We start from the raw sequence: 12,256 nt of genomic DNA, 5'->3' as shown, positions 1-12,256 counted from the left end.
TCGCCAACACCGACCAGATAACCTCCGCCGGTCTGGAGGGCGTCACGGTCGTCGTGGAGGCCCTCACCGGCATCCTGCTGGCCGCGTTCTCGACGCTGTTCCTGCTCTACGACGGCAGGCGCATCTGGCAGTGGACGCTCAAGCTGGTGCCGGCCGCGGCCCGGCCGGGCGTCGCCGGCGCCGGTCCGCGCGCCTGGCGGACGCTGACCGCGTATGTGCGGGGCACGGTCGTGGTCGCGCTGATCGACGCCATCTTCATCGGCCTCGGCATCTACTTCCTCGACGTGCCGATGGCCGTGCCGCTGGCCGTGTTCATCTTCCTGTTCGCCTTCATCCCGCTCGTCGGCGCCGTCGTGTCGGGCGCCCTCGCGGTGGTCGTGGCGCTGGTGACGCAGGGCATGTTCGCGGCGGTCATGACGCTCGCCGTCGTGCTGGTCGTGCAGCAGATCGAGGGCCACATCCTCCAGCCGTTCATCCTCGGGCGCGCGGTGCGGGTCCATCCGCTGGCGGTGGTGCTGTCGGTGGCCGCCGGCGGCATGATCGCCGGCATCGGCGGCGCGGTGGTCGCCGTACCGCTGGTCGCGGTGACGAACACCGTCGTCGGTTATCTGCGGGCCTACTCCCGCGAGGCCGCCGTACGGCAGTCCCCGAGGCCGCACGGCGCGACGTCGACGGACGCGTCCCCGGCGGTGGGACCGCGGCCGGAGCCCGCGGAGACCGAACCCCCGGCGGACACGCCCCCGGCGTAGCGACGGAGAAGGGGCCCCGCTCACCAGGACGGTGAGCGGGGCCCCTTTCTGTCGCTGTGCCGGGCGCGGCGGGACTACTGGGCGAGAACCGCCTCGGCGTCCAGCGTGGCGCCGACGGCCTCGATCACCGCGGCGATCTTGAAGGCCTCCTGGATGACCTCGCGGTCGATCCCGGCCTTGCGCAGCACCTGCTCGTGCGAGTCCAGGCACATGCCGCAGCCGTTGATCGCGGACACCGCGAAGGACCACAGCTCGAAGTCGACCTTGTCGACGCCGGGGTTGCCGATGACGTTCATCCGCAGACCGGCGCGCAGGGTGCCGTACTCGTGGTCCGACAGCAGGTGCCGGGTGCGGTAGAAGACGTTGTTCATCGCCATGATGGCGGCGGCCGACTTGGCGGCCGTGTACGCCTCCGGCGTGAGGTTCGCCTTCGCCTCCGGCTCCAGCTCGCGCAGCACGATCGGGGAGCGCGAGGCGATCGCGGTCGCCAGCACGGTGCCCCACAGCTGCTGCGCCGGGAGGTCGGAGTTGCCGATGACCGAGCCCAGGTTGAGCTTCAGGTCCTTGGCGTAGTCCGGTATGGCGGACTTCAGGGAGTCGAGGGACATGTCAGATCACTCCCCGGCCAGCAGCGCGACCGGGTCCAGGGTCTCGTCGCCCTTGCTCCAGTTGCACGGGCAGAGCTCGTCGGTCTGGAGGGCGTCGAGGACCCGCAGGACCTCCTTGGGGTTACGGCCGACCGAGCCGGCGGTCACCATGGTGAACTGGATCTCGTTGTTCTGGTCCACGATGAACACGGCGCGCTTGGCGAAGCCGTCCTCGCCCTCGATGCCGAGGTCGCGCATCAGCTCGTGCTTCGAGTCCGCCATCATCGGGAACGGCAGGTCGGTCAGGTCCGGGTGGTCCTTGCGCCAGGCGTGGTGGACGAACTCGGAGTCGCCGGAGAAGCCGAGGACCTGGGCGTCACGGTCGGCGAACTCGTCGTTCAGCTTGCCGAAGGCGGCGATCTCGGTCGGGCACACGAAGGTGAAGTCCTTGGGCCATGCGAAGACGACCTTCCACTGACCCTCGTAGGTCTTGTGGTTGATCTGCTGGAACTCCTTGCCCTTCTCCAGCGAGACGCAGGCGGTCAGATCGAACTCGGGGAACTTGTCACCGACAGTGAGCACGCGCTCTCCTTGCAGCGAAGAAACACCCGGATTGCGGGTGTTTCCCATGGGTTGGACATTCTTGATGTTGGCACACAGTGCATTGATTAGTGAAATAGCTACACTCGGTCGAGTTGATCGGAGGTGGCTATTAGTGACCGGTAAGAAGAGGCAGCCCAGCCTCGCCCAGCTGCGGGCTTTCGCCGCGGTCGCCGAGCATCTGCATTTCCGCGATGCCGCCGCCGCGATCGGCATGAGCCAGCCGGCGCTCTCCGGCGCCGTCTCGGCCCTGGAAGAGGCACTCGGTGTCACCCTCCTGGAGCGTACGACGCGCAAGGTGCTGCTCTCACCGGCGGGGGAGCGGCTCGCGGTGCGGACGAAGGCGGTCCTGGCGGAGGTCGGAGCGCTGCTGGAGGAGGCGGAGGCGGTACGGGCGCCGTTCACCGGCGCGCTGCGGCTCGGCGTCATCCCGACCGTGGCGCCGTATCTGCTGCCGACCGTGCTGCGGCTGGTCCACGAGCGCTACCCCGACCTCGACCTCCAGGTCCACGAGGAGCAGACGGCGAGCCTGCTGGACGGCCTCGGGTCCGGCCGCCTCGACCTGCTGCTGCTGGCCGTGCCGCTCGGTGTCCCCGGCGTCACCGAACTCCCGCTCTTCGACGAGGACTTCGTGCTCGTCACGCCGCTCGACCACCGGCTCGGCGGCCGGGAGGGCATCGAGCGCGGGGTGCTGCGCGAGCTGAACCTGCTGCTGCTCGACGAGGGGCACTGCCTGCGCGACCAGGCGCTCGACATCTGCCGGGAGGCCGGCCGCGCCGACGTCCCGGCGACCACGACGGCGGCGGGCCTGTCGACGCTGGTCCAACTGGTGGCGGGCGGCCTCGGGGTGACGCTGCTGCCGCGTACGGCGGTCCGGGTGGAGACGTCCCGCTCCAGCCAGCTCCTCACCGGCTCCTTCGCCGACCCGGCGCCCACCCGCCGGGTCGCCCTCGCCATGCGCACGGGCGCGGCCCGCTCCGCGGAGTACGAGGAACTGGCGGCGGCGCTGCGCGAGGCGATGGCCGACCTGCCGGTGCGGACGGTCCACGGCTGAAACGGCCAGCAGGGCGGCTCATGCGGAAGCCCGGACGGGCACGCTGTGCGTGCGTGCCGCGTCCGGGCCCGGGGGTGGGGCGGGATCACTCCGTGCGCAGGCCCTCCGGCCGCATCAGCCGCAGCAGCGGCGGCAGGCTGCACAGCGTCACCACCAGGACGACGGCGGCCCCGATACCGGTCATGGCGAGGACGCCGGACCAGTCGACGGACACCCGCGTGTTCGTCATCTTCAGCAGCACCGCGCCCAGCGTCAGCCCCACCGCCGTCGCCAGCACCAGGCCCAGGGCGATCGGGATCGCGGTCTGCCACAGCACCGACAGGCTCAGCGTGCGGCGCCGGGTGCCGAAGGCGACCAGGGACGACAGCAGCTTCCTGCGCTCGCGCAACTGCTCCAGCTGCGAGACCAGCAGACTCGCGCCGATCAGCGCCAGCACACACGCGGCGCCGACGAACAGGCCGGTGCGGATGGCCTCGAACCGGTCGGTGCGCTCGGTGGCCGCCCAGACCATCGGGTACGCCAGCGGGTCGACGGCTGCGGCGGTGTTCCGCACCTGCTCGTGGACGTCCGGCACCGACTCGTCGAGCCGGAGGTAGGCGTGGCCGTCCAGCGCCGGGGCGAGGGAGTCCGGCAGCGCCTTCGGCGTGATCAGGAAGCCGCCCCGGTCGATCCCGGCGAGCAGGCCCTTGCGCGGCGCCGCCTCCTTGACGCCCGACGGCACCTTCCAGGGGAGCTCCAGGCCCTTCGGGCCGCCCTCGTACGACGGGTCGAGGTACATCGTCCGCCCCGGCTTCGCCAGCGCCATCACGTCGACCCCGGCGTCCCACTCGGCGCCGCGCACCGCGAACACGTCGCCGTCGTCGCACGAGGACAGCGTCGCGATCTCGCGCAGCGAGGCGCAGTCGCCCACGGTCAGCATCGTGGAGTTCTCCGCGTCCGTGCGGCGGTCGCCCGCGTAGCCCTCGGAGTAGGAGAAGACGGCCCGGACACCGGGGGTGTCCCGGAACTTCGCGGCGGCGTCCGGCACCCGGACCTCACTGGGCAGGGACACCTCCATCTGCGCCTGCGCGACGTCCTTCCCGGTGCTCTTGGTGTAGTCGCCGTCCACGCCCGAGAAGAGCATCTGGAGGGCGATCGCGCCCGCGACGGCCACCGCGATGCCGTTGACCATGCGGGCCGCCGTGCCGCTGCTCAGCTGGAGCCGGCGCACGGCGAGCTGCCAGGCGACGCCCCCGGAGCCGAGCCGGGCGACGACCGTCTCCACGATCCACGGCAGCAGGGCGGTGACGCCGATCAGCAGCAGGACGACGCCGCCGGTCACGAGGTACTGGTTGAAGTCGCCGCCGTCCCGGCCCTGGCCGACCATCGGGTACAGCATCGCCAGACCGGCCACCGGCAGCAGCAGCCGCCACCACAGGCGCCGCCGGGCCGGCTTGGCCGTGCGCACCACGCCGAGCGGCTCGATGACCACCCCGCGCAGCGCGAACAGCGTCACCAGGACGGCCGCGGCCGGTACCGCCACCGCCACCAGCAGCGCCAGCACGGGCGAGGGGTTGAGGTAGCTCGGGAACACGCTGATGTCGTACACCTCGGCCGTACCGGCCAGCTGGCGCCCGATCATGAAGAACCCGGCACCGAAGAGGAGTCCGAGGACCGCGCCCGCCATCGCCTCGCCGGCGGCGATCCGCCGGGTCATGCGGCCGTCGGAGCCCACCAGCCGCAGTGCCGCTAGGCGCCGGTCGCGCCGCTCGCCGCCGAACCGCACGGCCGCGGCGATGAACACCGCGACCGGCATCAGCAGCACCACGAAGACGACGAGGACGAGCAGGAGGAGCACCGGATCGGCGTCCGCGGGGACCGGGTCGGGGTCGCCGAAGTGGTCGATGCGGACGATCCGGCCGCTGTCGATGTGCGGAGCGAGGTCGTCGGCGCCCCGGAAGAAGGCGAGTTCCTGCGAGCCGATCAGCCCGCTCTCCGCGATCGTGCCGCTGATCCGCTCCGGCAGCCGCTTGCGCAGCAGCGTGCCGGAGTCCGACTCCAGCAGCTCCTTCAGCGCGGGGGAGACCATCATCTCGCCCGGCGCCGGGAACCTGTCGACGCCCGGCGGCAGCGGCGCGCGGGGCCCCTCCACCTCCAGGGCGCGGCCCCGCACGGTCTCCTCGCGGAAGTCCGTGTCGACATTGGCGACGATCAGGGTGTCGTCGCCCTTGGCGGGCCGGTCGTCGGTGAACGTGATGTCGGTGCGCGCGGCCTCCCGCTCGTGCCGGACGGCGAGCGCGGTCGGGATCGCCGTCGTCAGCAGGAGCAGGGCCACCCCCAGCCCGACGCCGACGGCCGTCAGCAGGGCCCGGGTCCAGCCCTCCCGTCCGCCGGTGAAGGCGAACCGGAAGCCCATGCCGAGATCCGCGGCCCAGCGGCGCGCACTCATACGGCCCGCTCCATGTCCCGGGACTTCCCGTCCCGTACGACGATCTCGCGGTCGGAGTAGGCGGCCACCCGTGCCTCGTGCGTGACGAGGACGACGGCGGCGTTGGTGGAGCGGGCGGCGTCCGTGAGGAGTTCCATCACGCGCTCGCCGTTGAGGGAGTCCAGCGCTCCGGTCGGCTCGTCGGCGAAGAGCACCCGGGGGCTGGTGACCAGGGACCGCGCCACCGCGACCCGCTGGCCCTGGCCGCCGGAGACCTCGCCGGGCCGCTTCTTGCGCAGGTCGTCGACCTCCAGCCGCTCCATCCAGGTCAGCGCGGTCCGCTCGGCCTCCTTGCGGGAGGTGCCGTTCAGACGCAGCGGCAGGGCGACGTTCTCGACGCAGGTCAGCTCCGGCACGAGCTGCCCGAACTGGAACACGAAGCCGAACTCCGAGCGGCGCAGCGCACTGCGCTGGGCGTCGGACATGGCGGACAGCTCCCGCCCGTCGTACGTGATCGTCCCCGAGTCGGGCGGCACGATGCCGGCGAGGCAGTGCAGCAGCGTCGACTTGCCGGACCCGGAGGGGCCCATCACGGCGACGACCTCGCCGGGGTGGATGGAGAACTCGGCGCCGTCGAGGGCGAGCGTCGGGCCGTAGGCCTTGGTCAGCTTCTCGGCCGAGAGCAGGGAACCTGCGGGGGGAGTCATCGGGCCACCGCCTCACGGAGCTTGTCGAGGCGCGCGGCGGTGAGCTCCAGCCAGCGCAGGTCGGCCTCGAGATGGAACAGGGCGTGGTCGCAGATGAGCTGGTCGGCGAGGTCGCCCTTGCGCTTGCGGTCGGTGAGGATGCGCATGCCGCGCAGATGCTCCGAGCGCTGGGTGTCGAGGACGTCGGCGGCGTCGCGGTGGGTGAGCAGCGCGAGGACGACCTTGGTGTAGAGCGTGGACTGAAGGTAGGGCTCGGGCTTCTCCGGCGTGGCGAGCCACTGCTGCACGTCGGTGATCCCGGCGTCGGTGATCGCGTACCGCTTGCGTTCGGGGCCGCCGCCGGTCTCGACGCCGTCGACGACGACGAGGCCGTTCTTCAGCAGGCGGGACATCGTCGAGTAGACCTGGCCGTAGTGCAGCGGCCGGTCGTGACCGAACTTCTCGTCGAAGGCGCGCTTCAGGTCGTAGCCGTGGCGCGGCCCGGACTCCAGGAGTCCCAGGAGGGTGTGACCGATGGACATGCGGAGCACTCTACACACGGTGTATACGCACTATGTATACGCGGGGTGCAGAGAGGGTGATGGTGTGTACGGAACCGCAGGTCGGGGGCGATTGTCACGGTTCCGCTACGGCGGAAGCCGCGCCGCCGCGAGACGCGGTGGCGCGGCCGGTCAGGTCGGGGGAGTCCCGCCGGGACCGCCCCTCGGGGGGCGCCCCCGGCGGGGCAGCGGCCCGGTGTCCCCGGGCAGGCGGCCCGCCTCGGCGAGCGCCCTGCGCAGCAGGAACTCGATCTGGGCGTTGGCCGAGCGCAGTTCGTCGCCAGCCCACCGGGCCAGCGCCTCGTAGACCTGCGGGTCCAGCCGCAGCAGCACCTGCTTGCGCTGCTGCGGCCGGCGCTTCGAGGCCGAGTCCTCGGGCGGGGTGGATCCCTCGGAGGGGGGCGTCACTGGTAGAGCGTTCCCGTGTTCAGGACCGGCTGGGCGGCGCGGTCCCCGCAGAGCACGACCATCAGGTTGGACACCATCGCCGCCTTGCGCTCGTCGTCCAGCTCCACGATGCCCTGCTCGCTGATCCGCACGAGCGCCGCCTCGACCATGCCGACCGCGCCGTCCACGATCTGCCGCCGGGCCGCGACGACCGCGCCGGCCTGCTGCCGCTGGAGCATCGCCGAGGCGATCTCGGGGGCGTAGGCGAGGTGCGTGAAGCGGGACTCGATGATCTGCACGCCGGCCGCCTCCACGCGCGCGTGCAGCTCGACGGCGAGCTTCTCGGTGATCTCCTCGGCGTTGCCGCGCAGCGAGAGGCCGTCCTCCTCGTGGGCGTCGTAGGGGTACTCGATGGCGATGTGCCGCACGGCCGCCTCGGTCTGGGTGGAGACGAACTCGATGTAGTCGTCCACCTCGAAGGTGGCCTGCGCGGTGTCCTCCACCCGCCACACCACGACCGCGGCCAGTTCGATCGGGTTGCCGTAGGCGTCGTTGACCTTGAGGACGGCCGTCTCGTGGTTGCGCACCCGCGTCGAGATCTTGGTGCGCGAGGTGAACGGGTTGACCCAGCGCAGTCCGTCCTGGCGGATCGTGCCCCGGTACCGGCCGAAGAGCTGCACCACCCGGGCCTCGCCCGGCGCCACCATGTTCAGCCCGCACATCGCCAGGAACGCCGCCAGGGCGATCACGATGCCCCCGGCGATCAGGGCGGCCTTCGCCCCGGTCGCCGAGACCGCCGCGGCGCCGGCCATCAGTCCGGCGCCGGCGAGCAGCCCGAGCAGTCCCAGCAGCAGTGCCAGCCCGCCGCCGATGCTGGGCGCCTGGGTCTCCCGCACCCGTGGTGCCGGCATCTGCGGCACATCGGCCGTGGCCTGCGGTGTCTCGTGTGCGGACATGGAGGGTCCCCCGTTCTCGCGGGATGCGCTCGCACGCATCCGGTGATGTCTTGGCTCTAGCTAAGTGATATCACTTTTCCCCGCCATGACAACCCTCAACCCCTCCCGGACGTCGGTTCCTTTGGAACGGGTGCTGATTCTCACGTCCGTACAAGGCCGGATCCGCAGCCGTTTGCCATATCTCCCGGTGTTAGCTTTCTGAGCTGACCTGAGCGGCGAACCTGTGTGACGGGTGAGCACACACGACCGAATCGGAGCGGATCGGACCCATGGGACGAGCGGAAGAGAGAAAAGCGCGCCAGCGCGGTGGCCGCCGTGCGGCGGCCAGTGGACGCCGCTCGTCGCCGGCCGACGGCCGCGGCCGAATACGCCGGCTGTTCACCTGGAAGAAGATCCTCGGCACCTTCTTCGGGCTCGTCCTGCTCGGCATGGGCGCCTTCATCGTGCTGTACATGGTGATCGACATCCCCGAGGGGAACGCCGACGCCCAGCGGCAGGGCAACGTCTACAAGTACAGCGACGGCTCGATCATGGCCCGCAAGGGCTACAACCGCGAGATCGTCGACCTGGCGAAGATCCCCAAGGACGTCCAGCACACCTTCGTCGCCGCCGAGAACAAGAGCTTCTACAAGGACTCCGGCGTCGACCTCAAGGGCACCGCGCGCGGTGTGCTCAACACGCTCTCCGGCAAGGGCGCGCAGGGCGGTTCGACGATCACCCAGCAGTACGTCAAGAACTACTACCTCACCCAGGACCAGACCGTCTCCCGCAAGCTCAAGGAGCTGGTCATCTCCCTGAAGCTGGACCGGGAGAAGCCCAAGGACTACATCCTCGCCGGGTACATCAACACCAGCTACTACGGCCGCGGCGCCTACGGCATCCAGGCCGCCGCCCAGGCCTACTACCGCGTCGACGCCGAGGACCTCACGGTCGAGCAGGGCGCCTATCTCGCCGCGCTGCTCCAGGCGCCCAACCAGTACGACTGGGCGATCGCCAGCGACACCGGCAAGAAGCTCGTCCAGGAGCGCTGGAACTACGTCCTCAACAACATGGTCGAGCAGAAGTGGCTGAGCCAGGGCGACCGCCAGGCCATGAAGTTCCCGGTCCCGCTGGAGCCCAAGCCCGCGCCCGGCATGGAGGGCCAGACCGGTTACCTGGTCGAGGCGGCCAACACCGCGCTCAAGAAGCAGCTCGTCGCCGGCGGCACCGCCGAGGACATGAAGCAGGCCGAGGCGCTGGTCGAGGCGGGCGGCTGGACCGTCACACTCAACGTCGACAAGAAGAAGCAGGCGGCGCTGGAGAAGTCCGTCAAGGAGCAGCTGACCAGCAAGCTGGACCCGAAGAAGCGCGACGTCGACGCCGACGTCCAGGCCGGTGCCGTCTCCGTGGACCCGAAGACCGGCGCGGTCGTGGCGATGTACGGCGGCGTGGACTACGTCAAGCACTTCCGCAACAACGCCACCCGCGACGACTACCAGCCCGCCTCCACCTTCAAGCCGGTCATCCTCGCCGCCGCCGTGGACGAGGACGCGGAGACGCAGGACGGCGTGCCGATCACCGCGAACACCATGTACGACGGCACGAGCAAGCGCCCCGTGGAGGACGACGGCCAGGAGGTCGGCTTCGCCCCCGAGAACGAGGACGACGCCGACTACGGCGACATCGACGTCCAGGAGGCGATGAACAAGTCGGTCAACTCCGTCTTCGCGCAGATGGGCGTGGACGTCGGCATGTCCGAGGTCGTGAACGTGGCGGGCAAGCTCGGCATGGAGACCGAGGGCATGGAGGCCGTCCCGGCGCAGACCCTGGGCAGTATGGGCGCGAGCCCGCTGGAGATGGCCGGCGTCTACGCCACCCTCGACAACCACGGCAAGAAGGTCACCCCGGCCGTCGTGAAGTCGGTCGAGCACAACTCCCGCAAGGTCGACTTCCCCGACCCGGTCGGTGACCAGGTCATCAGCCGCGAGGCCGCCGACACGGTGACGTCGGTGCTGACCGGCGTGGTCGACGACGGTACGGCCAAGCGGTCCGTGCGCGACAACCCGATGCGCGACGGCCAGCAGGTGGCCGGCAAGACGGGTACGTCCGACAACAACAAGTCGGCCTGGTTCACCGGCTTCACGCCCGGCCTGGTCACCTCCGTCGGGCTGTTCGGCGAGGACGCCAAGACCTCCGCCCAGGTCCCGATGTACGAGGCGGGCGGCGAGCCCCGCGTCAACGGCGGTGGCTTCCCGGCGCAGATCTGGGCCGCGTACACCTTCGGCGTGATGGACGAGGTCGCGGAGTTCGACCTGGAGACCAAGCAGGGCGCCGCGGTGGAGCCCAGCACCTCGCCCACGGTCAGCGACACGCCGTCCGAGTCGCCCTCGGAGGAGGAGACGGCCGAGGAGACGCCCAGCGAGGAGCCGACGTCCGAGGAGCCGACCGAGGAGGAGACGGAGGAGGAGCCGGAGGAGTCGCCGTCGACGTCCGCGTCCAACAGCCCGTCCACCCAGCCGTCGACGGGCGGACCGTCCACGGAGCCCGAGGACCCGCTGTTCCCGGACAACGACCGGCGCGAGCAGCAGTAGCCCGCAGGCCGTCGGCAGACATGGGAAAGGGCGCCCGGTGCTCACCGGGCGCCCTTTCCGTGTGCGTCTCAGCTCCGGTTCAGCTCGAACCAGACCACCTTGCCGGTGCTCAGCCGGGTCGCGCCCCAGCGCCGGGCCAGCCGGTTCACCAGGTACAGCCCGCGTCCGCCCTCGTCCGTGGCCCGCGCCTGCCGCAGCCTCGGCAGCTGCGGCACGTCGTCGCCGACCTCGCAGCGCAGCACGTCGGTGCGCAGCAGCCGCAGGCTGACCGGCTTGGTCGCGTACCGCACGGCGTTGGTCACGACCTCGCTGACCAGCAGCTCCACCGAGTCCGTGAGGTCCTCCATGCCCCACCGGTCCAGGGCGCGCCGGGCGAGGCGGCGGGCTTTGCCGGGGGCCGCGTCCTCCGGCTCCAGGCGCCAGTACGCGACGTCGCTGGGCGCGATGCCGTCGAAGCGGGCGGCGAGCAGCGCGATGTCGTCGTCCCGGTCGCCCGGCCCGAGCATGTCCAGCACCTCGTCGCACAGGGCTTCCAGGGGCGGCGGATGGTCCGGGCCGGTGAGCTGGGCGGTCGCCGCGAGGCGTTCCCGCAGCTGCTCTATGCCGGTCCACACGTCCCGCAGCCGGGACTCGACCAGGCCGTCCGTGTAGAGCAGCAGGGTCGCGCCGGCCGGGGCGTCCAGCTCGACCGCCTCGAAGTCCACGCCGCCCACGCCGATCGGGGCGCCCGCGGGCACCCGCAGCACCTCGGCACGGCCGCCCAGGTGCAGCAGGACGGGCGGCGGGTGGCCGGCGTTGGCGACGGTGATGCGGTGCTTGACCGGGTCGTACACGGCGTAGAGGCAGGTCGCCATGCGGTCGGTGCCGAGGCGCTGGGCCTGCTCGTCCAGGTGGTGCAGCACCTCCTGCGGGGGCAGGTCGAGCCCGGCCAGGGTCTGCGCGGTGGTCCGCAGCTGGCCCATGATGGCCGCCGACGTCATGGAGTGGCCCATGACGTCCCCGACGACCAGCGCGACGCGGCTGCCGGGCAGGGGGATGGCGTCGTACCAGTCGCCGCCGACCCGCGCCGTCTCGGCGGCCGGCAGATAGCGGGAGGCCAGCCGGACGCCCGTGCAGCGCGGCAGGTTCTCCGGGAGCATCGTGCGCTGCAACTCGTCGGCGATGTACGCCTCCCGCCCGTACAGCACCGCCTTGTCGATGCCGAGCGCGCTGTGCGTGGCGAGCTGGGCGGCGACCAGCAGATCGTCGCCCTCGAAGGCGATGCGCTCCGGGCCGCGCAGGAACAGGGCCGCCCCGATCACCCGGCGCCGGCCGCGCAGCGGGGCGAGGATCGCGCGCCGGCCGCCGGGCACGGCGAACTCGCCGCCGTCCCCGAGCAGGTCGGGCAGGGCGGCACGGGCCGCGGCGGTGTCCGTGAAGACCGGGCGCACCCCGCGCAGCACCTCGGCGAGCGCGCTGCCGGGCCGCACCTCGCACAGCTCGGAGCCGACCGCCTCCAGCTCGGACGGATCGGGCTGCGCGGCGGGCAGGAAACCGCCCTCGGTGTCCCGCTCGGCCGGTATCCGGTCGGTGCGGCGCAGCCGCAGCACCAGCGGGCCGGTGGGCCGCTCGTCGCCGACCGGCAGCGGTTCGCGCAGATAGACGAGGATGGCGTCCGCGAACGTCGGCACGGTGGCCCGGCACAGCCCCATGACGATCTC

General features: G+C 71.4%; 11 protein-coding genes. 3 read left to right on the top strand and 8 right to left on the bottom strand.

Annotated elements, in window-relative coordinates; genetic code table 11:
• On the top strand, positions 1-749 hold a 749-nt coding region (locus GTW67_RS12330), incomplete at its 5' end, for an AI-2E family transporter (RefSeq protein WP_161164849.1).
• Positions 750-823: 74 nt separating this feature from the next.
• On the opposite strand, the gene GTW67_RS12325 is transcribed toward GTW67_RS12330, so the two are convergent.
• The gene (locus GTW67_RS12325; protein WP_161164848.1) at positions 824-1,357 is read right to left on the bottom strand and encodes an alkyl hydroperoxide reductase; all 534 of its coding nucleotides are present in this window, start codon (positions 1,355-1,357) and stop codon (positions 824-826) included.
• 6 nt (positions 1,358-1,363) lie between these two features.
• Positions 1,364-1,918, bottom strand: a complete 555-nt coding sequence (locus GTW67_RS12320; protein WP_053136447.1) for a peroxiredoxin — start codon at positions 1,916-1,918, stop codon at positions 1,364-1,366.
• Positions 1,919-2,051: 133 nt separating this feature from the next.
• On the opposite strand from GTW67_RS12320, the gene GTW67_RS12315 reads away from it, so the two are divergent.
• Positions 2,052-2,990, top strand: coding sequence for a LysR substrate-binding domain-containing protein (locus GTW67_RS12315; protein WP_161164847.1), 939 nt, complete (start codon positions 2,052-2,054; stop codon positions 2,988-2,990).
• Positions 2,991-3,075: 85 nt separating this feature from the next.
• On the opposite strand, the gene GTW67_RS12310 is transcribed toward GTW67_RS12315, so the two are convergent.
• The 5 genes from GTW67_RS12310 to GTW67_RS12290 all read right to left on the bottom strand — a co-directional run bounded on the left by GTW67_RS12310 (position 3,076) and on the right by GTW67_RS12290 (position 7,986).
• Entirely contained in the window at positions 3,076-5,418 is a 2,343-nt protein-coding gene (locus GTW67_RS12310; RefSeq protein WP_161164846.1) for an ABC transporter permease, read from the bottom strand.
• On the bottom strand, positions 5,415-6,104 hold the full coding sequence (locus tag GTW67_RS12305; RefSeq protein WP_161164845.1) for an ABC transporter ATP-binding protein: 690 nt from the start codon (positions 6,102-6,104) through the stop codon (positions 5,415-5,417). The genes GTW67_RS12310 and GTW67_RS12305 overlap by 4 nt, the downstream gene beginning before the upstream one ends.
• Positions 6,101-6,625, bottom strand: a complete 525-nt coding sequence (locus GTW67_RS12300; RefSeq protein WP_161164844.1) for a PadR family transcriptional regulator — start codon at positions 6,623-6,625, stop codon at positions 6,101-6,103. The genes GTW67_RS12305 and GTW67_RS12300 overlap by 4 nt, the downstream gene beginning before the upstream one ends.
• A 150-nt stretch (positions 6,626-6,775) precedes the next feature.
• Positions 6,776-7,051, bottom strand: a complete 276-nt coding sequence (locus GTW67_RS12295) for a hypothetical protein (RefSeq protein WP_161164843.1) — start codon at positions 7,049-7,051, stop codon at positions 6,776-6,778.
• Positions 7,048-7,986 carry an SPFH domain-containing protein gene (locus tag GTW67_RS12290; protein ID WP_161164842.1) on the bottom strand — a complete coding sequence of 313 codons (939 nt, stop codon included), beginning with the start codon at positions 7,984-7,986 and terminating at the stop codon, positions 7,048-7,050. The genes GTW67_RS12295 and GTW67_RS12290 overlap by 4 nt, the downstream gene beginning before the upstream one ends.
• Before the next feature lie 269 nt (positions 7,987-8,255).
• On the opposite strand from GTW67_RS12290, the gene GTW67_RS12285 reads away from it, so the two are divergent.
• Positions 8,256-10,556: a transglycosylase domain-containing protein gene (locus tag GTW67_RS12285; RefSeq protein WP_161164841.1), complete on the top strand. Its 2,301-nt coding sequence runs from the start codon at positions 8,256-8,258 to the stop codon at positions 10,554-10,556.
• Between the two features lie 68 nt (positions 10,557-10,624).
• Here the strand turns inward: GTW67_RS12285 and GTW67_RS12280 are convergent.
• A partial coding sequence (locus tag GTW67_RS12280) for a SpoIIE family protein phosphatase (protein ID WP_161164840.1) occupies positions 10,625-12,256 on the bottom strand: 1,632 nt, incomplete at its 5' end.

It is taken from the genome of Streptomyces sp. SID5910 (genome assembly GCF_009862125.1).
Classification (GTDB): domain Bacteria; phylum Actinomycetota; class Actinomycetes; order Streptomycetales; family Streptomycetaceae; genus Streptomyces.
Note: the sequence above shows the minus strand (reverse complement) of the source record. Positions and strands in the feature narration are given on the sequence as shown.

Excerpts from the sequence above, each read along its gene's own strand:
- GTW67_RS12310 (WP_161164846.1), bottom strand. The coding sequence starts at position 5,418 with ATGAGTGCGCGCCGCTGGGCCGCGGATCTCGGCATGGGCTTCCGGTTC.
- GTW67_RS12325 (WP_161164848.1), bottom strand. The coding sequence starts at position 1,357 with ATGTCCCTCGACTCCCTGAAGTCCGCCATACCGGACTACGCCAAGGAC.
- GTW67_RS12305 (WP_161164845.1), bottom strand. The coding sequence starts at position 6,104 with ATGACTCCCCCCGCAGGTTCCCTGCTCTCGGCCGAGAAGCTGACCAAG.
- GTW67_RS12285 (WP_161164841.1), top strand. The coding sequence starts at position 8,256 with ATGGGACGAGCGGAAGAGAGAAAAGCGCGCCAGCGCGGTGGCCGCCGT.
- GTW67_RS12290 (WP_161164842.1), bottom strand. The coding sequence starts at position 7,986 with ATGTCCGCACACGAGACACCGCAGGCCACGGCCGATGTGCCGCAGATG.
- GTW67_RS12300 (WP_161164844.1), bottom strand. The coding sequence starts at position 6,625 with ATGTCCATCGGTCACACCCTCCTGGGACTCCTGGAGTCCGGGCCGCGC.